Raw genomic sequence first — 26,319 nt, 5'->3', positions numbered from 1 at the left:
GACAGTGTATAACCGGATCGGCTATCGACGCACGATCAGATACACACCCACGGCGACCATGATGCCGGCTGGCCAGTGGCCCAACTCATTCAGTGGCCCGCCAATGGCCAGTATCACGCCACCCACCAGGTGCGCGGCGCCCAACAGGCGCAGGAACCAGTCGTCCTTGCGCTTCTGCCAGGGTGGCGCCGGGTCATGGGCGTGGGGCTGGGACATGCGCTCCAGCAGGTCACGGGTCATGTTGGCCAGGTGCGGCAGTTGTTCGAACTGGCTGTGCAGGTTGCCGATCAGGGTTTTCGGGCTGACGCGCTCACGCATCCATCGTTCCAGGAACGGTTGGGCGGTGTTCCACAGGTCAAGGTCCGGGTACAGCTGGCGCCCCAGCCCTTCAATGTTCAGCAGGGTTTTTTGCAGCAACACCAACTGCGGCTGCACTTCCATGTTGAAGCGCCGTGCGGTCTGGAACAGGCGCATCAGCACCTGGCCGAAAGAGATATCTTTCAGCGGTTTTTCAAAGATCGGTTCGCAGACGGTACGGATCGCCGCTTCGAATTCGTTGAGCTTGGTTTCCGCCGGTACCCAGCCCGAATCGATGTGCAGTTGCGCCACGCGGCGGTAGTCACGCTTGAAGAAGGCAAACAGGTTGCGCGCCAGGTAGTCCTGGTCTTCCGGGGTCAGGCTGCCGACGATGCCGCAGTCGATCGCAATGTACTGTGGGTTCCACGGGTTCACGGTGCTGACGAAGATGTTGCCCGGGTGCATGTCGGCGTGAAAGAAGCTGTCACGGAATACCTGGGTGAAGAATATCTCCACACCGCGCTCAGCGAGCATCTTCATGTCGGTGCGCTGGTCCGCCAGGGTCGCGAGGTCGGTGACCTGCACACCGTAGATACGCTCCATCACCAGTACTTTGGGACGGCACCAGTCCCAATACACTTGCGGCACATACAGCAAGGGCGAGCCTTCGAAGTTGCGCTTGAGTTGACTGGCGTTGGCGGCTTCACGCAGCAGGTCGAGTTCGTCGTAGATGGTTTTTTCGTAATCGGCGACCACGTCGACAGGGTGCAGCAGGCGAGCATCGGCGGAGAAACGCTCGGCGGCGCGGGCGAGGATGAACAGCCATGCCAGGTCCTGGCCGATGATCGGCTTGAGGCCGGGGCGAATCACCTTCACCACCACTTCTTCACCGGTCTTGAGCTGTGCGGCGTGTACCTGCGCCACCGAGGCCGATGCCAGCGGCTCGATGTCGAAGCGCCTGAACACTTCGCTGATCTTTTTGCCGAGCTGTTCTTCGATCAGCTTGACCGATTGCTGCGAGTCGAACGGCGGCACGCGGTCCTGCAGCAGCATCAGTTCGTCGGCGATGTCTTCCGGCAGCAGGTCGCGGCGGGTGGAGAGGATCTGTCCGAACTTGATGAAGATCGGCCCCAGGTCCTGCAACGCCAGGCGCAGGCGCGCACCACGGCTCAGTTCCAGCTGCTTGCGCGGCAACCAGCGCCACGGCAGCACATAGCGTACTGCCAGAAGAAACCACGGCAGGGGCAGGGCAAACAGCAGGTCATCGAGGCGGTAGCGGGCTACGACGCGCTGGATACGAAACAGACGGCGGACGGCGAGCAGCTTCATGCGTTATCGCTTGGATCAAGGGAACGGCTCAGGCGCTCGAAGCGGGCCTCGAGGCGTTCCAGGTCGATTTTGGCCTTGTCGAGTTCACGAAAGCGCGCTTGCGCTTCCCGTTGCCCGACCAGGGTGCGCGATTCTTCGCTCAGGTATTCGGCAAGGTTCTGGTTGAGGCTGGCGAACCCTTGCTGGTACCAGCGCGAGCGGCTGCGCAGGTGCCCGCTGATCAACTGGGTGGCGACGGGGCCGATCCAGCGCGACAGCTCGTATTCCCAGTCCAGTTCCAGGTCTTGCAGCACGGCGGCCAAGTCCATCAGCACCGCACTGTCGCCTTCCAGTTCCACTTCGGCACTGTGGAGGATGGCGGTCTTGTTGCGGCTCAAGGCCAGGTGCAACAGGCTCGACGCCGGCGCCCGCAGGGTGCAGTCGGCCTCGGCGGCCCATTGGCTGGCGAGCAGCAAGCCTTCATCGCCGGGCAGGATAAACAACTGCAAGGCGGGGCTGCGGCAGTCGACGGCAATGATCTTGCCGTTGAGGTGCGCGAGCCGCGCCAGGGCGGTGCTGTCCAGGCGCAAGACACGGTTGATGCCGTGTTCCACGCTGGCGAGAAGACCGGCGAACAACATCAGGGCTTGATGCCGCGGTGCAGGGCGACGATACCCGAGGTCATGTTGTGGTAGGTCACGCGGTCGAAACCGGCCTCCACCATCATCGACTTCAGGGTTTCCTGGTCGGGGTGCATGCGGATCGATTCGGCCAGGTAACGATAACTCTCGGCGTCATTGGTGATCAGCTTGCCCATCAACGGCATGAAGGCGAAGGAGTAGGTGTCGTAAACCTTGGACATCAGCGCGTTGGTCGGCTTGGAGAACTCCAGCACCAACAGGCGACCACCCGGCTTGAGCACGCGCAGCATGGAGCGGATCGCGTCCTCTTTGTGGGTGACGTTGCGCAGGCCGAAGGCGATGGTCACGCAGTCGAAATGGTTATCCGGGAACGGCAGTTTTTCGGCGTCGGCCTGGACGAATTCGATATTGCCGGCCACGCCTTTATCCAGCAGGCGATCGCGACCGACCTTGAGCATCGAACCGTTGATGTCCGCCAGTACCACCTGGCCGGTGGGGCCGACGAGCTTGGAGAACTTGGCCGCCAGGTCGCCCGTGCCGCCGGCGATGTCCAGCACACGGTTGCCGGCGCGTACGCCCGACAGTTCGATGGTGAAGCGTTTCCACAGGCGGTGCATGCCGCCCGACAGCACGTCGTTCATCAGGTCGTACTTGGCGGCCACGGAGTGGAACACCTCAGCGACTTTTTCCGCTTTCTGGCTTTCCGGGACGTTCTTGAAACCGAAGTGAGTGGTGGGTTCGGCATCGCTGCCTTTGCGCTGATCAGTCATATCGCTGTCACCAAAAGAGAATGCGGGACATGATAATCCCCATGACCTGCTTTGTCTTGGCAAGGCTGAAGGTAAGATAGGCGGTCACCGAGACCTTTTGCCGCATGGCAGGTGTTCCACTCGCTATAAAGAGGAGTCATTGCAATGGCCCGTATTACCGTTGAACGTACACACACCTTGGGTAAAGAGGGCGCGCGGGCGAAGGCCGAGAAGTTGGCGCACAAGCTCAAGGAGCAATATGGCCTGGAACCTTCATGGTCCGGCGATACCTTGAACCTCAAGCGCTCGGGGGTTAAAGGCACTGTATTAGTGGCCGATGAATCGCTGCGCATTGATGTGGAACTGGGCCTGTTGATGTCCGCCATGAGTGGCACTATCAAGTCCGAAATCGAGAAGGCGCTGGATAAGGCGCTGGCTTGATTCACCGCGCTTAGGGTGCCGATTCTAATTTTTCTCCCTACTTTGTGCCCAGGCCCTCAACTCCTGTGGGCTGTTCCTCCACCCTATTTTGCGTGAGGTGCACCATGGCCAAAGTTATTTTGAAGAAAAAAAACGACGTACAGTCCACTGCCCTGAGTGACGTTAAAAGCTATGCCCGCAAGATCTGGCTGGCAGGTCTTGGTGCGTATGCCAAGGTCGGCAGCGAGGGCGGCGAGTACTTCAAAGAGCTGGTTAAGACCGGTCAACATGTTGAAAGTAAAGGCAAAAAAGTTGTGGTTGAACAACTTGATGCTGCCAACAGTCAGATTGACCAAGTAAAGAGTAATGTCTCCAGCGTCAAAGGCCTGGTCGAAGTTCAACTGGATAAAGTTGAAAAAGCCTTTGACACGCGTGTTGCAAGTGCCTTGAATCGGATTGGCATTGCGTCTAAACATGACGTTGAGACACTCTCTGCTAAGCTCGAAGAGCTGACGGCATTGCTCGAACGTGTCGCGCGTAAACATTAAGGAGACAACGGGATGGCTGTTCAAAAGAAAACTCAGAAAGAAGGCAGCTCGTGGATCGGGGAGGTTGAAAAATATTCCCGTAAGATCTGGCTTGCTGGTTTAGGCGTGTACTCGAAGGTTAGCAGTGACGGCGGTAAATACTTCGAGACCCTGGTTAAAGACGGCGAGAAGGCCGAGAAGTTGACCAAGACCACCGTAGGTAAGAAAGTCGAGGCGGCCAAGGCCACTGCCGGTTCCGCCAAGTCCAGTATTTCTGATACTTGGGGCAAGTTGGAAGAAACGTTCGACAAGCGTCTGAACAGTGCCATTTCTCGGCTGGGTGTACCCAGCAAAGCAGAACTGAAGACGCTGCACAGCAAGGTCGATACCCTGACCAAGCAAATCGAAAAACTCACCGGCGCGAAAGTGGCTCCGGCGAAAACCGCAGCCGCCAAACCGGCTGCCAAGCCTGTCGCTAAAACTGCAGCGGCCAAGCCTGCGGCGAAAACGGCCGCCAAGCCTCTGGCAAAAGCCGCCGCCAAACCTGCCGCCAAGGCCCCGGCAAAAGCAGCGGCCAAACCCGCTGCCAAAACCGCCGCGGCAAAACCAGCCGCCAAGCCTGCCGCCAAGCCCGTGGCCGCTAAAGCCGCTGCCAAGCCTGCCGCTAAAGCCGCTGCCAAGCCTGCCGCAAAACCGGCTGCCAAGCCCGCGACTAAAACCGCTGCCGCCAAACCTGCCGCCAAACCGGCAGCCGTCAAACCCGCTGCCAAGCCGGCGGCCAAACCCGCCGCCGCTAAAAAGCCGGCCGTAGCGAAGAAACCAGCAGCGCCCAAGCCGGCAGTCGCGGCCAAGCCTGCCACGGCACCTGCGTCAACCGCCTCCACCGCCAACTCGGTTTCCGCGCCGGCGTCTGCTGCTACAACTACGACTGCAACGCCGGCCACGCCGACGCCATCCAGTCAGTCCTGATTTTACCGGGACCTGAAAATGCCCGGCCTGAAAAGGTCGGGCATTTTTTTATGCGCGTTCAAACTTCATCAGTCGTAAGCGATGGAAACGATCGCGGTACTGACCAGGGTTCCTGGAGTGATCGCGGCCCCGGTTTTGTGATACTCCGCGTTCATGGGTAACACCGCTCTCGCGCCGCTTGTCGGGATCTGGCGGGTGCGTTGGGCCGCAGACCCATTGGCGGGAATGTACGCGACGTTGCGGTGGGACAGCGAGAGCGCCGTTCCTCTTGAGGTTCCCGTATTGGCGAACAGCGCGCCGTTCCCGGTTGACGGCGTACCCGAGAACAGGAAGCTCACATTCCTGATCCCAGGTTCGCAGTGGGCGGTCAGTTCGAAGGGATGCACTCCGGTGGAGTTGGCGTGGTTGAAGTCGGAAACCCTGACGGTGGGCAAGATTATCGTGCGATTCACATCGCCAACGGCCAGGTCGCAGGTAGACGCGGGATTGACGAAGCGTATGGAGGTATTGAGGATCATCCGGTAATGGCCTCTGCCTCCATCCCAGTTGTTATGCTGGATTTCACCGCTAGGCAAAGTGCCGGTTGTCACCGGCCCCAGCTTGTAAAACTGCGCAACCAGCCGGGTAGCCCCCCATAGAATCCTTCCAGGAGCCGAGACAAGGCTTTCGGTCATGAGCTTGGCGGAATAGGGCGCGCCGGAGGTCAGCGTGACCATGACGCGCATGCCGATGCCAGGAACATTCGTGTGATAAATGAGCCCTCCCGGCGCCGAGATTGCGGACGTGAACCGCCCTGTGAGAAACGTCGGGGTCGGCGAGTGGCAATTCATATAAAACGTCGGGTAGGGCCCTGCAAATGTCTGGCTGGTGATCAGTTGGCCGATGCCAAGGCTTTCCGGCACGGTAATGGTACTGGGAAAGGTCACACTGTGTTGCGTGTTGGGGTAGCGATCGCAGGCCGCCTGGGCGGCGACTGGCAAACCGAGGCCCAGCAATACGCAAAGAGATTTGAAACCGTGCTTCATCTTCTGTTCTCGTGACGAAATAGCCGTCGGCACTGGTGGTCCACAGTTCACGCAGTGCCGTGATCAAGGTTGGAGGGATGCCAGACCTTCGTCAGTTGTAAGTGATGGACACCGTCACGGCGCTGACCAGGGTGCCTTGGGTAATTGGCACACCGGTTTTGTGATAGGCGACCTGAAGTGGCAGAACCGCCTTGTTGCCGCTGGTCGGTATCGTTCGGCTGCGTTGGGCGGGAGTGCCGTTGGCAGGGATTGTGGTGTGGGGGGCGGCGCGGTGTGCAAGCCACAAAGCCGTCCCGGCTGAAGTGCCGGTGTTGGCAAACAACAGCCCGTTGCCGGCGGAAACGGTGCCGGCAAACAGGAAAACTACGTTGCGAATGTCCGATTCGCAGTCGGCGGAAATTTCAAAGTTGTGCGCTCCTGTGAAATTGACCGAATCAAAGTCAGATATTTTGACCGTTGGCAGGGTAATGGTGCGGTTCACATCGCCAGCGGCGAGGTTGCAGGTACCGGCGTTGACCTGGCCCCGGAAGTTGAGGGTGCCCGTGGTCGCGGCGTGTGCGGCATTGGCAGCCAGGCTTGCGGTGATTGCCAGTGCTATGGGCAGGGTTCGAAAGCTCATCAGGTAGTCCTTGTTATTTCAGTTGTAGGTGATGTTGACGGTGGCAGTACTGGCGAGCGTGCCCGAACTGACCGTGCCGTTTTTGTGGTAAGCCGCACCGAGCGGCAGGATTGCGCGATTGCCGGTAACCACCAGCGTGCGCGTGCCATGGTTGCTAAGGGTCTGTGGGACGCCGTTGATGCGTGAGTACAGCCACAGCGCTATACCCGCGGCGGTGCCGGTGTTGGCGAACAGCAAGTCGTTCCCGGGGGCGGGAGTGCCGGTGATACTGAACGTGACGTTGCCTGCATCGGTGCAGTTGGCTGTCAGGTCGAAGTTCTGTGCGCCGGCGTAGACCTCGTCTTTCAAGGCACTGACTTGGATGGACGGGAGCGTGATGGTGCGGTTGACGTCGCCGGCTGCCAGGTCGCAAGTGGCCGCAGGCCTGACGAAGCGGACCGGGCTGGCGAGTTGCAGTTGAAACCGCTCTGGACTGATGACCCAGTGCTTTTCCCAGAACCGTCCGCTGGGGATCGTCCCGGTGGTCACCGCGCCGATTTTGTAGAAGGTGGCCTCCGCTGAGGTGAAGCTGGGGATCTTCCCGTACACCTGTTGGTAGCCTTGGTCATAAAGTGCAAAGGCTGCCGGGCCTCCGCCGCCGGCCCAGGTCATCGTGATACGCAGGCCTACCCCTGCAACTTCGGTGTGGTAAGCGTCAGTCCCCGGGTGTTGCAGCCGGGTATATCGACCCCAGACCCCGCTATGGGTGGCAACGCTGCACTCGGCAAAGTAGTCGGGTGCCGTACCGTTGAAAGCCACGCGAGTGATGACGCTGCCAACCGGCAGGCTGTCCGGCACGGTGATGGTCGCCGGCAGGTTCAAGGTAAACGTATCGTTCTGGAATCGGTCACACCTCGCCTGGGCGGCGACCGGTATGCCAAGGGCCAGCAGTGTCGAAACCAGCAGGGTAGGGTGTTTCATCGTCAGTCCCGTCCTCGGAAATAGAGCGTTTGGGCGCGATATGCGCGCTCGCCGGATCAACCGCTTGTATTGGCCGTGCAAGTGCCGGCATCCAGATGGCGCAACCGCTGGGTGGCGCTCCCTCCCGTTGCCTTGTCCAGGCCGTATTGCAGCCGGCAAGACGCGTCGTCACGGCTACCCCACTTGACGGTCAACAGCCCCTGGTCACGCGCTACGCGTACAAACGCCTTGCCGCCCTGGCCGACGATCCCCACGCTGGCACCGTCTTCATCGAACACATCCGAGCCGAACGGCAGCAGGCTGCCATCCTCTCGCAACGCTGTGATCAGCACGGCTTGGCCGCTGACTGTGTCGAACTGCAGCTTCACCACCGAGCCTGCACGGGGCGCTACGTTTTGCGCGGCGGTCTTGAGTTCCACGTCGACCGACAGGTCCTTGGGGTCCAGCTCGACCACGTTCTGGCGATAGGGCGTGAGGTGGGGCACCACGGCAAAACCCTGCTTGCCGACCTGGGCGCCATGGTTGCCGTTGATTCGCGCTCCCTGGGCGTCCGGCGCCTGGACGATGCCGATGGTGTCGCCCAGCTCCGGAGCGAAGGTCACGCCGTCTGCGTGGGCGACGACGCCACCGGTCATGCCCAGTGACATGGCGCGGTAGGTGTTGCTCTGGCCATAACCTGCGGACAGCACGCCGTGGCTGGCCTGGTACTTCACGTCGGCGGTCACGGAGTTACCGCTGCCTTGGGTGCGGCTGCCTCCCACGCCGTAGGTGAATTCGCTGCGCTCGCCCAGTGTGCCGCCAAGGTTCACGCGTTCGCCGCTGCTTTGATTGCCGCGAAAGGCTGTCGTGGTCAAGGTCGGTGAGCGAGGGTCGCTGCCCAGTGGCAGGCTCACGGTCAGTTCCAGTTGCTTGTCGACCCTGTCACTCAGCAAATCCTTGGTGCGCTGGGCACTGACGGTGTAGTGCAGGCCCTTCCAGCTATTGGTGTAACCGGCGGTAAAGGTCAGGTTGCCGCTGGCGCGGTTCCAGTAGTTTTGCGAGGAACCGGTGAGGTACACCGAGCCGTTGCCCAGGCTCTGGTTAAGGCTGATGTCCATCCTGTCGCGCAGGCGCGACAGGTTGTCCAGGCTGCGCCCGTCGATGGCGAGGTCACGCACCCGTGCCGCGTCGGCGATGCTCAGGAAGCCTTCGGTGGAGTAACGGTAGGCGCCGAGGGCAAAGTGCGTTCCGGTGTCGGTGAAATTCTTGCTGTAGCGTAACTGCAAGCTTTGTCCGCCACGCGGTTCATGGCCCGGCAGGGCGGCTCTCGACGTGGTCAGGTCAAGCGACAGTGCGCCAACCGGCGTGTTGAACGCTGCGCCCAACAACTGCGACAGATAGTCCTCGCTGACGACCGCGCCCATGTAGGCGGTGAGCAGGTTGTTGAGCCCGTTCTGGTAGGTGGCCTGGGCCAGGGTCGGTGGATGGCGCAGGCCGATTTCATCCAGCACGCCGACACTCAGCGAGTAGCGGGTGTGGCCCGCGCGCAGCAGGTTGGCATTGGCGGCAAAGGGCACGATGAATTCGCGCTGACGGCCGTCGGCTTCGGTCACCGTGACGGTCAGATCGCCGCCATAACCGGTGGGGAACAGGTCGTTGAGGACGAATGGGCCGGGAGCGACAGACACCTCATCGAGCAGCACGCCGCGCTGGCGCACCGTGACCCGGGCGTTGGTCTGGGCGATGCCGCGCACCACCGGTGCAAAACCGGTCATGGAGTCCGGCAGCATGCGGTCATCGCTGAACAGGCTGGCACCGCGCAGGCGCACACTGTCGAACAGCTCGCCCGGGGTGTAGATCTCGCCCAGCATCAGTTGTGAACGCAGAGGGTTGAGTTCGCGTTGCACATAGGTGCTGCTGCTTTGATAGCCCGAGGCGGTGTCGGTCTGGCTGAAGCTGCCGTTGTGACGCCAGTGCCAGTCACCCAGGTTGAGCCCGGTGTTCAGGCCCAGGTAATGGGAGTTGAGTGAGCGACCGTTGGTGCGGGTGGCAAAGGTGTTGGCGTTGTAGCGCGCAAAGGCCGCATCGACCCCACTGTCCCAATGCTTGGGGTCAACATAGCCACGCGCCTTACGCGCCAGGTAGATCTGTGGTACCTGCAGCGTCAGGCGGTTTTCGCCCGAATCGAATTGGCTGGTGCTGCCCGGCAGGTAGGCGGAAATGTCGGCACAGCGAGCAAATGTCGGGGTGGGCGCCTGACCGGCCTCGGCCGGTTGCTTCTGCGGCGCGTCCAGGTCGATGCCAAACCTGAGCAGCGCGTCTCGCTCCAGGCACATATGCGCAGAGTCCTGGCCCTTGACCGCGATGAAGGCCAGGGTTTCACGGCCTATCCACTGGCCGTTGAGGTAGACGTCGCTGCGGTAGCTGCCGGGGAGTACAACGTTGCCCTGGCTGAATTTTGAAATATCAACTTGCTGGCCGCCCACGCCATCCGGAAAGAAGGCCGGGTTGAACTCGACATTCTCGACCGCGTGGGCGTTGAGGGCTTGGGCACCGCTCAGCAGTAACAGGCAACGCGCCGTGTGCGTCAACCAATGACGTGTCAGGGACCTGGGTCTTGCGCTGACAGGCGTGTTCAAACTCATCTTTACCATTTCCAAAAAAAGGTGCTGTCCGAATTCGGGCAAGGGGAAGCCCTGCCCTGAAAAATGGGCATCAAACGGGTGTGTTCAGTGAGGTGAGGAGCGGGTCGGGCGGCTACGGTGCTCGGCAGGCTTCGTCGCTCACATCAGGAGCTTGGCGCGATGAGAGGTCTTTACCCCAAAGTCGTCGAGCGTCTGGAATTCCACGGTTGTTGCGTGGCCCGGTGCTGACTTGAGACTGGGCACTTCAAAGCGATTGCGAGCGCCAGGGGCCACCATGTTCTCGGCGCCGGATGTCGAGGCCTTGCGTGCATGACGCAGGTTTGACTCCAGCACTTCAATCTCCTCGAACGTCACGTGATAAGGGGTGGGGTTGTAGACTTCCAGAACCTGGCCCTGCTCGGTGGATTCGCGCCGCCATTGCAGTTTGCCCGGCGCAGCGTCGACGCCATAAGGCAGGTTCGGCGGGCGGAAAAACAGCTTGATCCGCGACCGGAAGGCGAGCTGCAGCTGGTTGCCCTGCTGGGCGTCCCGTGTTTGTGCGGGTACTTCCAGCAGGTTGAACCAGAACAGGCTTTCCTGTTTCGCCGACAAGCTTTCGCCGGTGTAGGCCAGGCGCAGAACCTGTTGCTTTCCGGGTTCCATGCGGAAGATCGGCGGCGTGGCGATAAAGGGGATGCCGGCAAGGTCCGGCGTGGAGTGTTCGTCGCCGCTGTCCAGCCAGGCCTGAATCAACACCGGTGCCTGGTTTTTGCTTTCAAGCCTGACCGTCACCTCTTTGTCGTTCTGCGGGTAGATGATCCGCGTGTTGTTGATGACAACGCTGGCGTGCGCGAGGGCGGTGCCCAGCAGTGCGAATGCCAATACCATGAGCTGCAAGAGCCGCTGTGAAATAGAGGTTAGGTTCATGGGGTGAGTCATCGGGTAGTTGAAGGGGCAAGGTTTGCCGAGTGACGTACTCGGGCACCGAAGTCGCTGACGGTGGTGAACTCGACCTTGGAGGCGCCACGGGGACGCTCATGCAGTTGCGGCAGTGCAAACAGTTTCACGTCTCCGGCCGGCAGCAGCAGGCCATCGTTGGCTGCCTGGTTCGGCGCTTTGCTGAAGCGTTTACCCTCGCTGAGCAAGTCAACGGTGGTCAGGGAAATATGGTACGGCGTCGGGTTGGTCGCTTGCAGCGCATAGCCCTGGTCCCGGGCTACCAGCTTCCACTGCAGTTTTGCCGGGGCACTGCCCACCGGATAGGGTAATGATTGGGGGCGCAGGAACACGCGCAGGCGAGTACGGAAGGCCAGTTCGATCTGGTTGTTTTGTTCGGCACCGGCGCTCACCGGGGGCACTTCCAGCACGTTCAGCCAGTACAGGCTTTCGCGGTCGGTGGGCGGTGTGTCGCCGGAGTAGCGCAGGCGCAATGCCTGCTGTTGATGAGGCTCAATGCGGAAGATCGGTGGTGACAGGGTAAACGGTGTTTGTGCCGTCGCCGGTGTCGAGCGCAGATCGCCCGTGTCCAGCCAGGTTTGCACCAGCGCCGGACGATCGCCTTTGTTCTCCAGGCGCACGACGACCTCCTGCTGTTCGGCGGGGAAGATCACGCGAGTGCCATAAATAATCACCCCTGCATGGGCGGGAGTCGCTTGGAGCGATAACCATCCAACAGCACAGGTGGCCAGCGCGAGGCGAGCCATTGTTTTCATAGTGTCCAACGTCTCTTCGAATCCAGGGAGGGACCTGCAGGGGCGCTGCAAGTCCGTTACCTACTTGGCCTGCCGGCTCCTTAATCGGCGTAAACGACCATAAAGCCGACGCGCGTCTTGACCGTACCTTCGGTGGCCGGGGCGGTGGCGTACATTTGCGCGGCCAGCGGGATGACGGCCTGGTTATCCGCGATGACGACGCCCTCCGATTTTTCGGTGTAAACGTTAATGGGCGTGCCATTACGGTTGGTCACTTCAACCTGTACGTTCTTGGCGTTGGCGGAGTCTTCAGGGTTGTCGTAGCCATCGATGTTCAAGCGCCCGGTCGCCACGTCAATGGCCGGGCTGGTGGGGTCGAACGCAACCATGGCGGTGCGGCCGTTGGTGCAACTGCCTTCGCCGGGGGCGCCAATACGGATGGTGAAGCCGGTCAGGTTGGCGCGATCACCCGGTCGCGCCAGGCGTGCAGCGGAAACACCCCCCAGGTTCACGTCCTTGACCACGGCACCGGTACCCGGCGCCGCGCCTTCGATGGTGCACGTCGTGTCGTTCACCAGTCCGGTGAAATTGATGGTGCCGTCATTGGCGGCGTAGGCGGTTTGCGATACGGCGGCAGCCAATGCAAGGGCAGTTGCAGCGGAAGAGAGAGCGTTGAATTTCATAGTATTTCCAAGCATGAATTATCTGGGATTGGCCTCGCACACTTGGGCTTTGTTTAAAAACGCTCCAAGTTGGCGAGGCCTACAAATAATCGGCCGGAACCGTCGATGCTGCCTATAGAGAAGTAACGATATTGGCCTCGTGATTGTTCGAAATTTTGTATTTAGAATCCAAATAGTTGTATTGACGGCAACTTGTAAGATTGCGCTGTAAGTTGGGAATGTAAGAGAAATCCTTATTATTGTTATTGATTGAACCTGCGGTGCGGCTGGGATATACCGTGATCATAATGACCGGCGAGTTTTTGTAATGAGCAGTACTCACAAGATCGGGTTTTTCGATGCCTACATCAACTTCCAGTACGTACACCATCATGTTGCTTGATGATCATGAGATGGTTAGGCAGGGGATCGAGCTGGGCCTGAGCAAGGAAGTCGACCTTGAGGTCATCGGTTCCTTCGGCACAGGCAAGGAATTATTGGAGGCGCTTGCCCGGCGGCCTGCTGATGTGGTGGTGATGGATTTTATCCTGGGGCCTTCAGACATCGATGGCCTCAGCCTGATCCAGACCCTGAGCCGACGTTTCAAGCAGTGCAAACCCATCGTCTTGTCATCCCACTACACACCGGCAACGGTGTTAATGACGTTGAAGGCCGGAAGTTGGGGAGTATTGGGCAAAACCCAGAAGTTGACGGAGTTGATTGCAGCGATTCGAACAGTCGCCCAAGGGCGAATTTACCTGCAGCCCTGTATGTTGCCGGAACAGCAAGGCGCCCAACTTATCCTTGAGGGGGGCGATATACCATCAACGCTGGGCGGGGGCGGTTCGCTCCCGACTAACGCCAGCCTCACACCCAAAGAACAGGAGGTGCTGCGTTGCTTTCTCGATGGCATGTCGGTGAGTTCAATTGCGGCAAAGTTTTCGCGCAGCGCCAGTACTATCAGTACGCAAAAACAATCGGCCTATCGGAAATTGGGCATCAAGACCGATAGCGAACTTTTCAAGTTCACTCAACAGTTTGGCAAGCCAGGATAGGCCGTGGCTGCCCAGCCTTAACCCGGGTTGTCCAGATAGCGCAGAGCGAACTGTTCCGTCGCCTGGCGGGCCGGTGCCAACAAGTGTGGCGCCACCAGCATCATGATCTGGTAGACCACCACCTGCACTTCACCTTCGCGATCGAGAACTCGCTGGTAATCCAGGGAAAACAACAGGGTCAGGGTGATTTGTTCCACCAACTGGCCCAGCGCCTGGGTACTGCTGACCAACTGTCCCGCCGCTTTCAACCGTGCCAGCAGTGAAGCCAGGGTGCGCTTGAGTGCCGTAAGCAGGCTGCGAATGCCCTTGGCCAGTTTCGGCAGGCGCCCGGCGAGGTTCGACAGGTCCTGGAACAGAAAGCGGTAGTGCGCCATGCGCTCGACGATCAGGTGCAGGAACAACCAGTAATCTTCGGCCTCCAGTTGCGCATTCGCGGGTGGGTCGAGCAGCGGCGCCAGCTCACACTGAAAGCGCTCGAACAGCCCGAGCACCAGCGGCTCCTTGCCGTGGAAGTGGTAGTAGAGGTTGCCGGGGCTGATCCCCATTTCATTGGCCACCTCCATGGTCGACACGTTGGGCTCGCCCTTGCGGTTGAACAATTGCAGGGCACATTCAAGGATACGGTCGCGGGTCTTCATCCAGTCTTCTTAATGAGTTCGTAGAGCTCAGCGCACCCGCACATAAGTGCCCGGCGCCGCTTCCATCGGTGGGTAGTTCTGGTTGCCCAGGGCCGTGAGGGTTTCGCGTTGCACGCCCGAACGCTGCGTAATCCACTCCAGCCATTGCGGCCACCAACTGCCTTCGACGTGGTTGGCGTCGTAATACCAGGCGCGTGGGTCGCTGCTCAGCTTGGCGTTCTCGACGTAGTTGGCCTTGGGGTTGCCCGGCGGGTTGAGGATGCTCTGGATATGCCCGCTGTTGGACAGCACGAAGCGTCGCTCGCCGCCCAGCAATTGAGTCGAGCGATACACCGCGTCCCAGGGGGTGATGTGGTCGTTGATCCCGGCCACGCTGAAGCTGTCCACCGTGACCTTCTGTAAATCGATCGGCGTGCCACATACTTCCAGGCCGCCGGGGTGGCTCAACGGGTTGTGCTTGAAGAAGTCCAGCAGGTCGCCGTGCAGCGCGGCAGGCAGGCGCGTGTTGTCGTTGTTCCAGTACAGGATGTCGAAGGCCGGTGGTTCCTTGCCCAGCAGGTAGTTGTTGATCCAGTAGTTCCAGATCAGATCGTTGGGGCGCATCCAGGCGAACACCTTGGCCATGTCACGACCGTCCAGCACGCCCTGTTGATAGGAGTGACGTTTGGCGGCCTCCAGGGTTTGCTCATCGACAAACAGGGTAGCGGGGCTGTCGATCTGGCTGTCGAGCAGGCTGACCAGGTAAGTGGCGCTGGAGACGCGCCGTAGCTGGCGCTTGGCCTGCAAGTGGCCTTGCAGGGCGGCAATGGTCAGGCCACCGGCGCAGGCACCCATCAGGTTGACCTCTCGGGCCCCGGTGATTGCCCGGCACACATTGAGCGCTTCCTCCACGGCCGCCACGTAGGTCGACAGGCCCCATTCGCGATGGCGCACATCCGGGTTGCGCCAGCTGATCATGAACGTCTGCAAACCGTTCTTCAGGGCGTACTGCACAAAGCTGTTGCCGGGGCTCAAGTCGAAGATGTAGTACTTGTTGATTTGCGGCGGCACGATCAACAGCGGCCTGGCGTACTGTTTTTCGCTCAAGGGCTTGTACTGGATCAGCTCCAGCAGCTCGTTGCGAAACACCACCGAGCCCGGCGTAGTGGCCACCGTCTTGCCCACTTCGAAGGCGTGCTTGCTCACCTGGCGCGGCAGGCCATTGTTGTGCAGCAGGTCTTCGAACAGGTTGCTCACACCGCGCACCACACTGTTGCCTCCGGAGTTCAGCAGTTCCTTGACGGCCAGTGGGTTGAGCAGGGTGTTGGAGGGTGAAACGGCGTCATTGATCAAGGAAAAGGCAAAGTGCGCGCGGGCGCGGTCATCGGCACTCAGGTGGCTGTCATCGATCCAGTGGCGCGTCTGCTGTTGCCAGCTCAGGTAGGCTTGCAGGCTGCGCCGGTAGAGCGGGTTGAGCTTCCAGGTGGGGTCGATGAAGCGGCTGTCGTTGGGGTTGGGCTCGTGCACGGTTTCGCCCAGCAGCACGCGCCCCAACTGGCCACCCAATGCCAGGGCATGACGGGCGGTATGCAGCGGGTTGCGCAAGCTGTGGGCCGCCACGCTGCGCAAGGTCGACAGCAGGTCTCGTCCCCTGAGACCGGTGATCGCATTTTGCGCGTTAATGAACGCAGCGGGGGTGGGCGCCGGGTTCGACACGGGTCTTTCTCGCATGAGCCAACACTCCTTGGTCAAGTCATCAAGCAGGCACGCCAATTCAGAACCATAGTCGGTTCCTGGGAAGTTGCGCGGCGGTGTGGTCCTTACACCGCGGGGCGCGGGTGAATCACCGCGCGCAGGCGCTCCTCCTCGAGAAACTTCATGATGATGGGCGCCACGGCTTCGGCCCGAGTGATCAGGAACAGATGGCCGTCATCGATGATGTGCAACTGGGCGTTGGGGATGCGCCAGGCCAGCAGGCGCATATTGACCAGCGGGATCAGCGGGTCGTCGTCCCCCGCCAGTACCAGGGTCGGTTGGCGGATCTTGTGCAGCCAATGGATGCTGGTCCAACCCAGGCCGGCGAACAGCTGCCAGTAGTAACCCAGTTTGCCGGCCGAGCGCACTTTGCTGGCATGTTCGGCGGCGAGTTTGGCGTCGCGACGGAATGAACCGCCATAAATCATTGGCGCGATGCGTACTACGTGGGATGGCTGGATGTAACGGCGCGGGCTGGCCATCAGCCACAACACTTTTGGCTTACCCGGTACCATGACCGCACCCGCCGCCGTGGCCGCCAGGATCAGTTTCTTGCAGCGCTCCGGGTAGTCGTAGGCAAATTGCTGCGCCAGCGCCCCACCCCAGGACACACCCACCACATTGACCTGGCCATAGTCGAGGTAATCGAGCATTCGTGCGGTGAGCTTGGCCAGGCCGGGAAAGCGATAGGGCACGCTGGGCGTCGAAGACCCTCCCACTCCAGGCACGTCGAAGGCGATCACTTCCAGGTCCGGGTCCAGCGCCTGGGCGAACGGAAACACCAGCTCGAGGTTGGCGCCGATGCCATTGAAGATCAGCAGCGGCGTCAAGTGAGGCTTGCCCGGGCGTACCGCCGTGCGGATGGTCTGGCCGTCCAGGTCGATGGTACGGAAGATGAACGGTTGCGGCATGCTCAAGCCCTGTGAAGTGGTGTCTCTGGAGTGCAGCCAATGTGGGGGGCAAGCGCCCTCCCACATTTGATCTCATTTCAATCTAGCGTTCATGTACGTAGGTGCCCGGCGCCGCTTCCGCCGCGGCGTAGGTTTTATTTCCGAGCGCTGTAGGGGCCTTCTTCAGTTTGCCTGCCCGGTCTGCCAGCCAACCCTGCCAATGCAGCCACCAGGAGTCGGTGTGCTTGGTGGCATTCTCCTGCCAGTCCAGAGCCTTGCCGGTCAGGCTGTCACTGGTCTGGTAGCGCGCCTTGGGGTTGCCCGGCGGGTTGAGGATGCTCTGGATATGCCCGCTGCTGGACAGTACAAATTCGACCTTGCCACCAAACAGCTGCGCCGACTTGTAGCACGACTGCCACGGTGTGATGTGGTCGTTGGTGCCGGCCAGTGCGTAGATATCCGCGGTGACCTGCTTGAGGTCAATCGGCGTGCCGCACACTTCCAGTGCGTTGGCGCGCACCAGTGGGTTGTTCTTGAACAGTTCGATCAAGTCGCCGTGGAACGCGGCGGGCAAGCGCGTGGTGTCGTTGTTCCAGAACAGGATGTCGAACACGGGAGGCTCGTTGCCCAGCAGGTAGTTGTTGACCCAGTAATTCCAGATCAGGTCATTGGGGCGCATCCAGGCAAACACTTTGGCCATGTCGCGGCCTTCCAGCACGCCGGCCTGGTAGGAGTGGCGCTTGGCCGCTTCCAGGGTCTGTTCGTCGACGAACAGCGCCACCTGGGTGTCCAGGGTGGTGTCCAGCACGCTCACCAACAGGGTCAGGGCGTTGACCTTCTTCTCCCCCAGTGCCGCGTAATGGCCGAGCAGGGCGGTGCAGGTGATGCCGCCGGAGCAGGCGCCCAGCATGTTGACGTCCTTGCTGCCGGTGATCGCCGTAACCACATCCACCGCTTCCTTGAGCGCCTCGATGTAGGTGGACAGGCCCCATTCGCGCTGGGCCTTGGTCGGGTTGCGCCAACTGACGATGAACGTCTGCTGGCCATTGCGCAGGCAAAAGCGCGCCAGGCTCTTATCCGGGCTCAAGTCGAAGACATAGAATTTGTTGATCTGCGGCGGCACCACCAACAGAGGGCGCTCGTGCACTTGCTCGGTGATCGGCTTGTACTGGATCAGCTCCAGCACATCGTTGCGAAACACCACCGCGCCTTCGCTGGTACCCAGGGTCTTGCCCACTTCGAAAGCGCCCATGTTGACCTGGCTCGGCATGCCGCCGTTGTGCACCAGGTCTTTGGCGAGATGGGAAAGCCCGTCGAGCAGGCTTTTGCCGCCGGTTTCAAAGAAGCGTTTGACCGCCGCCGGGTTGGCCGCGCTGTTGGTGGGGGCCATGGCTTCGGTCATCAGGTTGATCACGAAGTGGCCGCGGCTGATGTCCTGTTCGGACAGGTTGCTGTCACCGATCCAGTCGTGCAGTTCCTTGCGCCACGCCAGGTAGGTTTGCAGGTAGCGTTTATAGAGTGGGTTCTGGCTCCAGGCCGGGTCGTTGAAGCGACGGTCGTCGCTCTCGGGCGCCAGTTGGGATTTGCCGAACATCACGTTTTTCAATTCAACGCCGAAATGGGCGACGTGTTTGACGCTGTGCAACGGTTGCTTGATGGCTTGGGTCAACACCATCTTCGCCGAGGCCAATAAATCCTTTTTGCGTAACGCGATGATCGGGTTCAGCCCCAAGGTGTTTTCCGAGGCCTGGCGTTTCAAGTCATCGTTGTTCTTGTTACTCATCTACGACGCTCCATTGTCCGAAAGACGAGTACCGGGTACCGCTGTGCACCAGGTTTCGATACACAACACAAGCCAGGTACGCGACTCGGGTGACCGTTGATACCGCATCGTCAAATGCAGGGAACTTGCCAGTTCCATTGGTTACCCGAGTTTAATTTTTTTCGCAAGCGGGCCAATCGTTGGCCACGAGACAGGGCATTCAAGCAGATGGAATTAGAAAATGCTCTCTAAAGAGCCGCAGGCCTGAGCTAGAGCATCAGCCGCACGACCGACTCACTCGGGTCGCGGGTTTTCCCGGCGGCTTTGAGTTCCGCCAGATAATCAGCCCACAGTGCTTCCTGGCGTACAGCCAGTTGGTAGAGGTAGTCCCAAGTGAACAGTCCGCTGTCATGGCCGTCATCGAAGGTCAATTTCAGTGCGTACTGCCCGGCCGGCTCTACCTTGATCAGGCGCACGTTGAGTTTGCCGAATTGCAGGATGGGTTTGCCGTGGCCCTGGACCTCTGCGGAAGGCGAGTGGGTACGCAGCAGTTCGGCGGGCAACTGATAGACCTCATCGGGCCCGTAGGTGAGGCCGAGGGTGTTGGAGGTCTTGTGCAGGTTTACAGCAGTCGGGAATTTGGACATGGAAGATGATCCTGAATGAACCGGCCTCAAAATGTGGGAGGGGGCTTGCTCCCGATAGCGGTGCCTCAGTCAGTTTATCTGATACTGATACACCGCTATCGGGAGCAAGCCCCCTCCCACAATAAAGCAAAGCAGTCCTGAGCTGGGTCTACAGGATGTAGCGCGACAAGTCTTCGTTCTGCGCCAGTTCGCCCAAGTGGCTGTTGACGTAGTCGGCGTCGATCTTGATCAGCTCGCCGTTCTGCGCACCGGCCAGGTCACCCGCACTGAAGGACACTTCTTCCAGCAAACGCTCCAGCAGCGTATGCAGGCGGCGCGCACCGATGTTCTCGGTCTTCTCGTTGACCTGCCAGGCGATTTCGGCCAGGCGCTTGATGCCGTCCGGCTGGAACTCGATCCCCAGGCCCTCGGTTTTCAGCAACTCACGGTACTGCTCGGTGAGCGAGGCATGCGGCTCGCTGAGAATGCGTTCGAAGTCGCCCGGCGTCAGTGCCTTGAGTTCCACGCGAATCGGCAGGCGGCCTTGCAGTTCCGGCACCAGGTCGCTGGGCTTGCTCAGGTGGAAAGCACCTGAGGCGATAAACAGGATGTGGTCGGTCTTGACCATGCCCAGCTTGGTGTTCACGGTGCAGCCTTCGATCAGCGGCAGCAGGTCGCGCTGTACACCTTCGCGGGATACATCGACACCGCCGGCGTTACCGCGTTTGGCCACCTTGTCGATCTCATCGATAAACACGATACCGTGCTGCTCGACGGCTTCCAGGGCCTTGGCCTTGAGTTCTTCCTCGTTCACCAGGCGACCGGCTTCTTCGTCGCGCACCAGTTTCAGTGCTTCCTTCACCTTGAGCTTGCGGCTTTTCTTCTTGCCCTTGCCCATATTGGCGAACAGGTTCTGCAACTGGCTGGTCATTTCTTCCATGCCAGGCGGGGCCGAGATGTCGACGCCGGAGATTTCGGCGACTTCGATCTCGATTTCCTTGTCGTCCAGTTGGCCTTCACGCAGGCGCTTGCGAAACAGCTGGCGCGTGTTGGAGTCCGAGGCCGGTGCGGCGTCTTCGTTGAAACCCATGCGTGCCGGCGGCAGCAGCGCGTCGAGGATGCGCTCTTCGGCGGCGTCTTCGGCACGATGGCTGACCTTGCTCATCTCCTGCTCGCGCAGCAGCTTCAAGGCCGCGTCGGCCAGGTCACGAATGATCGACTCGACGTCGCGGCCTACATAGCCCACTTCGGTGAACTTGGTGGCTTCGACCTTGATGAAGGGGGCGTTGGCCAACTTGGCCAGGCGACGGGCGATCTCGGTTTTACCGACGCCGGTCGGGCCGATCATCAGGATGTTCTTCGGCGTTACTTCAACGCGCAGTTCTTCGGGCAGTTGCATCCGGCGCCAGCGGTTACGCAGCGCAATGGCAACGGCGCGCTTGGCATCGTCCTGGCCGATGATATGGCGGTTAAGTTCATGGACGATTTCGCGGGGAGTCATGGACATAGTGTTTGGCGGCCTCAAGCGCAAGTAAGCCTGCGGCTTACTCGGCGAGGTCCTGCTCCTCAATGGTCTGGTTGTGGTTGGTGAACACGCAGATATCGCCGGCGATACCCAGGGCGGTTTCGACGATTTCCCGGGCCGACAGGTCGGTTTTCTTCAGCAGTGCGCTGGCTGCCGCCTGGGCGTAGCCGCCACCGGAACCCATGGCGATCAGGCCATGTTCAGGCTCAACCACATCGCCGTTACCGGTGATGATCAGGGACGCGTCTTTGTTGGCAACGGCCAGCATGGCTTCCAGGCGGCTGAGGGAGCGGTCGGTGCGCCATTCTTTGGCGAGTTCGACGGCGGCGCGAACGAGATGGCCCTGGTGTTTTTCCAGCTGGCCTTCGAAGCGCTCGAAGAGGGTGAAGGCATCGGCGGTAGCGCCGGCAAAGCCTGCGAGAACCTGGCCGTGGTAAAGGCGGCGCACTTTCTTCGCATTGCCTTTCATCACGGTATTACCCAGGGAAACCTGGCCGTCGCCGCCCATGACGACTTTGCCGTGGCGACGTACTGAAACGATGGTGGTCAAGGGGAGAGTCTCCACGCAGCGGGGCGAAAATGCCCTGATGGAAACTCATATGGGGGTGACGAGGAGGATTTCAACCGTAGGGGGGTGTGGCGGACGAGTGGTGTTTATTGGTCTGACACACACTCGAGAACACCGCAAAAGCAAATGTGGGAGGGGGCTTGCTCCCGATGGCAATGGATCAGCCAGCTCATCTGGTACTGATACACCGCTATCGGGAGCAAGCCCCCTCCCACATTTTTGATCAGCGGCTCTGGCGTTGTTGTAACAGCAGGTTACTAAACCCGGCGCCAGCCAATTGCTTCTGTGCCACGGTCAGTTGCTCACGGTTGCTGAACGGGCCTACCAGCACGCGATACCAGGTCGCATCCTTCACCGTGCCGGACTCTACCGTCACCGCCTGGCCCAACAGAATGATCTGTGCACGCACGCGATCGGCATCCGCCTGTTTCGGGAACGAGCCCGCCTGCAGGAAGAACTTGGTCACTGGCGCTGCCTTGGTGGTGGCGACCGGTGGCGGCGGTGGCGGGGTGATGCCGGCCAGCGCGGCCTGGGCGCGTGCGGTGTCGATCTTCGCCGCTTCCGCCGGCGTTACCGGGGTGGTCGGCACTTGTGGCGTCGGCAGGGTTTTCTCCGGCACGGCGTCGGGCGGCACGATCACTTCCGATTCCGGCAGCAGCGTGTAGAAGTCGTACTTTGGCTTCACCGGTGCGGTCGGGCTCGGCGCCGTCTTGTTGGCTTCGGCTATTTTCGTGGCCTTCTGCTGCTCTTGCTTGACGCGTTTTACGTCATCGCCTTTGCCCGGCTCCAGCTTCATCAGGATCACGACAAACGCACCGACCGCCAGGCCGATGGCCATCCACAGCCAACCCGGAATAGGTTTCTTCGCCGGAGCCTGGTAGCGGCTGGCGCCGCGCTTGGGGGCGGGTTTTTTCTTGGCAGCCAACTTACATACGCTCCAGAGTTTCCAGGCCCAAGAGTTCCAGGCCTTGCTTGAGGGTCCGTCCAGCCAGTGCGGCGAGGCGCAGGCGACTTTGCTTTTGAGCTTCGTCCTCGGCGCTCAGGATCGGGCAATTCTCGTAGAAGCTGGAGAACAGGCCGGCCACTTCGTACAAGTAAGTGCAGAGGATGTGAGGCGTGCCTTTTTCGCCAACGCTGTTGAGCACTTCACCGAATTGCGCGAGCTTGGCAGCCAGCTCTTGTTCCTGCGGCGCGGCGAGCACGATCTGGCCTTCGACTTCGCTGAAGTCCTTGCCCAGCTTGCGGAATACGCCGGCTACGCGAGTGTAGGCATACAGCAGGTAAGGGGCGGTGTTGCCTTCGAAGTTGAGCATCAGGTCGAAGTTGAAGCTGTAGTCGCTGGTGCGGTGCTTGGACAGGTCGGCGTACTTCACCGCCCCAATGCCCACCACGCGGGCGATGTTGCGCAGGTCGGCCTCGGCCAGTTCCGGGTTCTTTTCTTTCACCAGGTTGTAGGCACGCTCCTGGGCTTCGGTCAGCAGGTCGATCAGCTTCACGGTGCCGCCGTCGCGGGTCTTGAACGGGCGGCCATCGGCGCCGTTCATGGTGCCGAAGCCCATGTGTTCCATTTCCATCGGGTGCGTCACGAACCCGGCCTTGCGCGCCACCGCGAAGACCTGCTGGAAGTGCAGGGCCTGGCGCTGGTCGACGAAGTACAGCGCACGGTCAGCCTTGAGCTTGCCGCTGCGGTAGCGTACGGCAGCCAGGTCGGTGGTGGCGTAGAGGTAGCCACCATCGGCCTTGACGATGATCACCGGCAGCGGCTCGCCTTCGGCGTTTTTGAATTCGTCGAGGAACACACATTGGGCACCGTTGCTTTCGACCAGCATGCCTGCGGCCTTCAAGTCGTTGACCACGTTGATCAGGTCATCGTTGTAGGCGCTTTCGCCCATCACGTCGGCCATCGTCAACTTGACGTTGAGCAGTTCGTAGATCTTCTGGCAGTGGGACAGCGAGATGTCCTTGAACCGGGTCCACAGTGCCAGGCACTCGGCGTCGCCGGCTTGCAGCTTGACGACCAGGCCGCGGGCGCGGTCGGCGAACTCTTCGGATTCGTCGAAGCGCTTCTTGGCGGCGCGGTAAAAGTTTTCCAGGTCCGACAGTTCGTCGCTGGTGATCGGGTTTTCCTGCAGGTAGGCCATCAGCATGCCGAACTGGGTGCCCCAGTCGCCGACGTGGTTCTGGCGAATCACTTCATCACCGAGAAACTCCAGGACCCGCGCTACGCCGTCGCCGATGATGGTCGAGCGCAAGTGGCCGACATGCATCTCTTTGGCCAGGTTGGGGGCCGACAGATCGACCACGGTGCGCTGCGCCGGGCCGGCCTTGCGTGCGCCCACGTGGGCATCGGCCAGTGCCGCGTCGAGACGATTGGCCAGGGCCTGGGTGTTCTGGAAGAAGTTGATGAAGCCAGGGCCTGCGATTTCGGCCTTGGTAACACTCTCGTCGGCAGGCAGCGCGGCGATGATCTTTTCTGCCAGGTCGCGTGGTTTCATGCCCGCGGGCTTGGACAGCATCATCGCGATGTTGCTGGCGAAGTCGCCGTGGGTCTTGTCGCGGGTGTTCTCCACCTGGATCGCCGGCGTCAAGCCTTCAGGCAACACACCTTCGTCGACGAGTTGGGTGAGGGCTTGTTGGATCAGCTGGCGAATGGTGTCTTTCATGGTGTTCTCTTTCGACCGCAAGCGGCGGCGCGCGAAGCGCAGGTGGAAAAACTGGGCATTATCCGTGGCGAGGGCGGGCTTGCCAACCTTCGAAGGTCCTTCACGGACGATTAACCTGTGGCAGGGGCTTCAATACAAATCTACCGGGTCCACATCCAACGACCATCGCACTTGCCGGCCACTGGGCATTTGCTCCAGGGCAAGCAACCAGCTACTTAATAGCCGATGCAGGGGCGCGCGGGACGTCGCCTGCAAGAGTAGCTGGGCGCGATAGCGCCCGGCGCGGCGTTCCATGGGGGCTGGCACCGGGCCGAGCAATTCGATGCCGGTCAGACCCAGCTCGCCCAATAAACGTTCGGCGAGGCTGCACGCCTCATCGAGAAAACCTTCGGCCTGGCCCGGCTTGTGTGCTTCAGCCCGCAGCAAGGCCAGGTGGGCGAACGGCGGCAGGCCGGCGGCGCGGCGTTCGCTGAGCGCCTGTTCGGCGAAGGCAAAGTAACCTTCTTCCGTCAGCTGGATCAGCAGCGGATGGTCGGCCAAGTGGGTCTGGATAATCACCTTGCCTGGCTCTTCGGCGCGCCCGGCCCGGCCTGCGACTTGTACGATCAACTGCGCCATGCGCTCACTGGCGCGGAAGTCGCCGGAGAACAGCCCGCCATCGGCATCCAGGATCGACACCAGCGTCACCCGTGGAAAGTGATGCCCCTTGGCGAGCATCTGAGTGCCGATCAGGATGCACGGCTGGCCCTTCTGGATGGTGGCGAACAGCTGGTTCATGGCGTCTTTACGCGAGGTGCTGTCGCGGTCGACCCGCAGCACCGGGTAATCCGGGAACAGAATCCCCAGGCGTTCCTCGGCGCGCTCGGTGCCGGCGCCCACCGGGCGCAGGTCCACCTTGCCGCACTGGGGGCAGTGGCGCGGCACCCGTTCCACGTGGCCGCAGTGGTGGCAGCGCAGCTCGCCGTAGCGCTGGTGCACGGTCATGCGTGCATCGCAGCGCTCGCACTCGGACATCCAGCCGCAATCGTGGCACAGCAGGGTCGGCGCAAAGCCCCGCCGGTTGAGAAATACCAGAACTTGCTGGCCGGCGGCGAGTGTCTGGCCGATGGCTTGTTGCATCGGCCCGGAAATGCCGCTGTCCAGCGGCCGGCTTTTTACGTCCAGGCGCAGGAAGCGCGGTTGTTTGGCGCCACCGGCGCGCTCGTTGAGGCGCAGCAGGCCATAACGGCCGGTGTAAGCGTTGTGCAGGCTCTCCAGTGAGGGCGTGGCGGAACCCAGCACGATAGGAATGTCTTCCTGGCGTGCTCGCACCAGCGCGAGGTCGCGGGCGTGATAGCGCAAGCCTTCCTGCTGTTTATAGGAACCGTCATGCTCCTCGTCGATGATGATCAACCCGGGGTTTTTCATCGGCGTGAACAGCGCCGAGCGGGTGCCGATAATGATGTCGGCCTCGCCGTCGCGCGCAGCCAGCCAGGACTCCAGGCGCTCACGGTCATTGACTGCCGAGTGCACCAGGGCGATACGGGCGTTGAAGCGCTGTTCGAAACGCGCCAGGGTTTGCGGGCCGAGGTTGATCTCGGGGATCAACACCAGGGCCTGTTTGCCGGCTTGCAGGGTTTCGCGGATCAACTGCAAATAGACTTCGGTCTTGCCGCTGCCGGTGACGCCGGCCAGCAGGAATGCGTGGAAACTGTCAAAGCCTGCACGAATGGCTTCATAAGCCGCCCGTTGTTCAGTGTTCAGCGGCAGTTCGGGCTGGGCCAGCCAGTGCTCATGGCGTGGGTCGGGGGCGTGCTTGCGGATTTCCACTTGCACCAGGCCCTTGGCCAGCAGCAGGTCGAGGCTGTCTTTGCTGAGCATCAGCTTGCTCAGTAACGGATGCGCCACCCCATGGGGATGCTGGGCCAGCGTGGCCAGGGCCTCACGCTGACGCGGCGCGCGGGCGATGCGCGGGTCGTCGAGGCGTGCGCCGGGGACTATCGACCAGAAGCGTTCCTGGCGAGCCTCCGCCAGTTCGCCTTGGCGCAGCAACACCGGCAGCGCCCAGTTCAAGGTATCGCCGAGGCTGTGTTGGTAGTACTGGGCGGTCCACAGGCACAGCTTGAACAGCGCGGGCGGCAGTGGGGCAGTGGCGTCGAGGATGGCCAGCGCCGGCTTGAGCTTTTCGGCGGGGACTTCACTGTGGTCGGCGATTTCCACCAGGATCCCGATCATTTCCCGCCGCCCGAACGGTACGCGCACGCGCATGCCTGGCTGCAACTGCGCACGTGAGACGCCGGCCGGGGCCCGGTAGTCGAACAGGCGGCGCAGGGGCGAGGGCAGGGCTAGGCGCAAAATGGCGTCGGGCACGCGGGGAGTCTCATATAAAGGCAGGCGGTGGCGCAGGT

General features: G+C 61.0%; 24 protein-coding genes. 4 read left to right on the top strand and 20 right to left on the bottom strand.

Annotated elements, in window-relative coordinates; genetic code table 11:
• Window positions 1-21: 21 nt before the first annotated feature.
• The 3 genes from ubiB to ubiE are packed head-to-tail and all read right to left on the bottom strand — an operon-like array spanning window position 22 to window position 3,016.
• Window positions 22-1,626: a ubiquinone biosynthesis regulatory protein kinase UbiB gene (gene ubiB / locus C9383_RS17155; protein WP_090367310.1), complete on the bottom strand. Its 1,605-nt coding sequence runs from the start codon at window positions 1,624-1,626 to the stop codon at window positions 22-24.
• Complete coding sequence (locus C9383_RS17150; protein WP_090367308.1) at window positions 1,623-2,246, bottom strand: ubiquinone biosynthesis accessory factor UbiJ; 624 nt, start codon at window positions 2,244-2,246, stop codon at window positions 1,623-1,625. Before C9383_RS17150 ends, ubiB begins: the two co-directional genes overlap by 4 nt.
• Window positions 2,246-3,016 (bottom strand): bifunctional demethylmenaquinone methyltransferase/2-methoxy-6-polyprenyl-1,4-benzoquinol methylase UbiE, encoded by a 771-nt coding sequence (gene ubiE, locus C9383_RS17145; protein ID WP_060754560.1) that lies wholly within the window; start codon window positions 3,014-3,016, stop codon window positions 2,246-2,248. The genes C9383_RS17150 and ubiE overlap by 1 nt, the downstream gene beginning before the upstream one ends.
• A 144-nt stretch (window positions 3,017-3,160) precedes the next feature.
• Between ubiE and C9383_RS17140 the strand changes: the two genes are divergently transcribed.
• The 3 genes from C9383_RS17140 (at window position 3,161) to C9383_RS17130 (ending at window position 4,911) form a co-directional block, all read left to right on the top strand.
• The gene (locus C9383_RS17140) at window positions 3,161-3,436 is read left to right on the top strand and encodes a polyhydroxyalkanoic acid system family protein (RefSeq protein ID WP_090367306.1); all 276 of its coding nucleotides are present in this window, start codon (window positions 3,161-3,163) and stop codon (window positions 3,434-3,436) included.
• Between the two features lie 104 nt (window positions 3,437-3,540).
• Window positions 3,541-3,963, top strand: a complete 423-nt coding sequence (locus C9383_RS17135; RefSeq protein ID WP_090367304.1) for a phasin family protein — start codon at window positions 3,541-3,543, stop codon at window positions 3,961-3,963.
• 12 nt (window positions 3,964-3,975) lie between these two features.
• Entirely contained in the window at window positions 3,976-4,911 is a 936-nt protein-coding gene (locus C9383_RS17130; protein ID WP_090367302.1) for a phasin family protein, read from the top strand.
• Window positions 4,912-4,979: 68 nt separating this feature from the next.
• On the opposite strand, the gene C9383_RS17125 is transcribed toward C9383_RS17130, so the two are convergent.
• The 7 genes from C9383_RS17125 to C9383_RS17095 form a co-directional block, all read right to left on the bottom strand.
• Window positions 4,980-5,936 carry a fimbrial protein gene (locus C9383_RS17125; protein ID WP_090367300.1) on the bottom strand — a complete coding sequence of 319 codons (957 nt, stop codon included), beginning with the start codon at window positions 5,934-5,936 and terminating at the stop codon, window positions 4,980-4,982.
• Window positions 5,937-6,027: 91 nt separating this feature from the next.
• Window positions 6,028-6,555 (bottom strand): fimbrial protein, encoded by a 528-nt coding sequence (locus tag C9383_RS17120; RefSeq protein ID WP_060754555.1) that lies wholly within the window; start codon window positions 6,553-6,555, stop codon window positions 6,028-6,030.
• A gap of 18 nt (window positions 6,556-6,573) precedes the next feature.
• On the bottom strand, window positions 6,574-7,515 hold the full coding sequence (locus tag C9383_RS17115; RefSeq protein WP_090367298.1) for a fimbrial protein: 942 nt from the start codon (window positions 7,513-7,515) through the stop codon (window positions 6,574-6,576).
• Window positions 7,516-7,571: 56 nt separating this feature from the next.
• A complete protein-coding gene (locus C9383_RS17110) occupies window positions 7,572-10,139 on the bottom strand; it encodes a fimbria/pilus outer membrane usher protein (RefSeq protein WP_090367296.1) in 2,568 nt (855 codons plus the stop codon).
• Between the two features lie 138 nt (window positions 10,140-10,277).
• Complete coding sequence (locus tag C9383_RS17105; protein WP_162843518.1) at window positions 10,278-11,045, bottom strand: fimbrial biogenesis chaperone; 768 nt, start codon at window positions 11,043-11,045, stop codon at window positions 10,278-10,280.
• An 8-nt stretch (window positions 11,046-11,053) separates the two neighbouring features.
• Entirely contained in the window at window positions 11,054-11,830 is a 777-nt protein-coding gene (locus tag C9383_RS17100; RefSeq protein WP_090367293.1) for a fimbrial biogenesis chaperone, read from the bottom strand.
• Between the two features lie 80 nt (window positions 11,831-11,910).
• Entirely contained in the window at window positions 11,911-12,492 is a 582-nt protein-coding gene (locus C9383_RS17095; protein WP_090367290.1) for a fimbrial protein, read from the bottom strand.
• Window positions 12,493-12,863: 371 nt separating this feature from the next.
• Between C9383_RS17095 and C9383_RS17090 the strand changes: the two genes are divergently transcribed.
• Entirely contained in the window at window positions 12,864-13,526 is a 663-nt protein-coding gene (locus C9383_RS17090; RefSeq protein ID WP_090372263.1) for a response regulator transcription factor, read from the top strand.
• A 17-nt stretch (window positions 13,527-13,543) separates the two neighbouring features.
• On the opposite strand, the gene C9383_RS17085 is transcribed toward C9383_RS17090, so the two are convergent.
• From C9383_RS17085 to C9383_RS17040, 10 genes are all read right to left on the bottom strand, one after another.
• Window positions 13,544-14,164: a TetR/AcrR family transcriptional regulator gene (locus C9383_RS17085; protein WP_060754549.1), complete on the bottom strand. Its 621-nt coding sequence runs from the start codon at window positions 14,162-14,164 to the stop codon at window positions 13,544-13,546.
• Between the two features lie 27 nt (window positions 14,165-14,191).
• The gene (gene phaC, locus C9383_RS17080; RefSeq protein ID WP_090367288.1) at window positions 14,192-15,874 is read right to left on the bottom strand and encodes a class II poly(R)-hydroxyalkanoic acid synthase; all 1,683 of its coding nucleotides are present in this window, start codon (window positions 15,872-15,874) and stop codon (window positions 14,192-14,194) included.
• A gap of 89 nt (window positions 15,875-15,963) precedes the next feature.
• A complete protein-coding gene (phaZ, locus tag C9383_RS17075) occupies window positions 15,964-16,809 on the bottom strand; it encodes a poly(3-hydroxyalkanoate) depolymerase (RefSeq protein WP_060754547.1) in 846 nt (281 codons plus the stop codon).
• Window positions 16,810-16,891: 82 nt separating this feature from the next.
• Window positions 16,892-18,571, bottom strand: a complete 1,680-nt coding sequence (gene phaC, locus C9383_RS17070; protein ID WP_090367286.1) for a class II poly(R)-hydroxyalkanoic acid synthase — start codon at window positions 18,569-18,571, stop codon at window positions 16,892-16,894.
• 248 nt (window positions 18,572-18,819) lie between these two features.
• Entirely contained in the window at window positions 18,820-19,197 is a 378-nt protein-coding gene (locus C9383_RS17065; RefSeq protein ID WP_053253945.1) for a gamma-butyrobetaine hydroxylase family protein, read from the bottom strand.
• 148 nt (window positions 19,198-19,345) lie between these two features.
• Entirely contained in the window at window positions 19,346-20,683 is a 1,338-nt protein-coding gene (gene hslU / locus C9383_RS17060) for an ATP-dependent protease ATPase subunit HslU (RefSeq protein WP_090367283.1), read from the bottom strand.
• Between the two features lie 37 nt (window positions 20,684-20,720).
• Complete coding sequence (gene hslV, locus C9383_RS17055; RefSeq protein WP_003171209.1) at window positions 20,721-21,251, bottom strand: ATP-dependent protease subunit HslV; 531 nt, start codon at window positions 21,249-21,251, stop codon at window positions 20,721-20,723.
• Between the two features lie 241 nt (window positions 21,252-21,492).
• On the bottom strand, window positions 21,493-22,194 hold the full coding sequence (locus C9383_RS17050; RefSeq protein ID WP_016972721.1) for an SPOR domain-containing protein: 702 nt from the start codon (window positions 22,192-22,194) through the stop codon (window positions 21,493-21,495).
• Window position 22,195: 1 nt separating this feature from the next.
• Complete coding sequence (gene argS / locus C9383_RS17045; protein WP_090367281.1) at window positions 22,196-23,932, bottom strand: arginine--tRNA ligase; 1,737 nt, start codon at window positions 23,930-23,932, stop codon at window positions 22,196-22,198.
• A gap of 129 nt (window positions 23,933-24,061) precedes the next feature.
• Window positions 24,062-26,281, bottom strand: a complete 2,220-nt coding sequence (locus C9383_RS17040) for a primosomal protein N' (protein WP_090367279.1) — start codon at window positions 26,279-26,281, stop codon at window positions 24,062-24,064.
• Window positions 26,282-26,319 lie beyond the last annotated feature (38 nt).

The organism is Pseudomonas palleroniana, from assembly GCF_003031675.1.
Classification (GTDB): Bacteria; Pseudomonadota; Gammaproteobacteria; order Pseudomonadales; family Pseudomonadaceae; genus Aquipseudomonas; species Aquipseudomonas palleroniana.
This window is presented reverse-complemented; position numbering and strand designations above follow the sequence as displayed.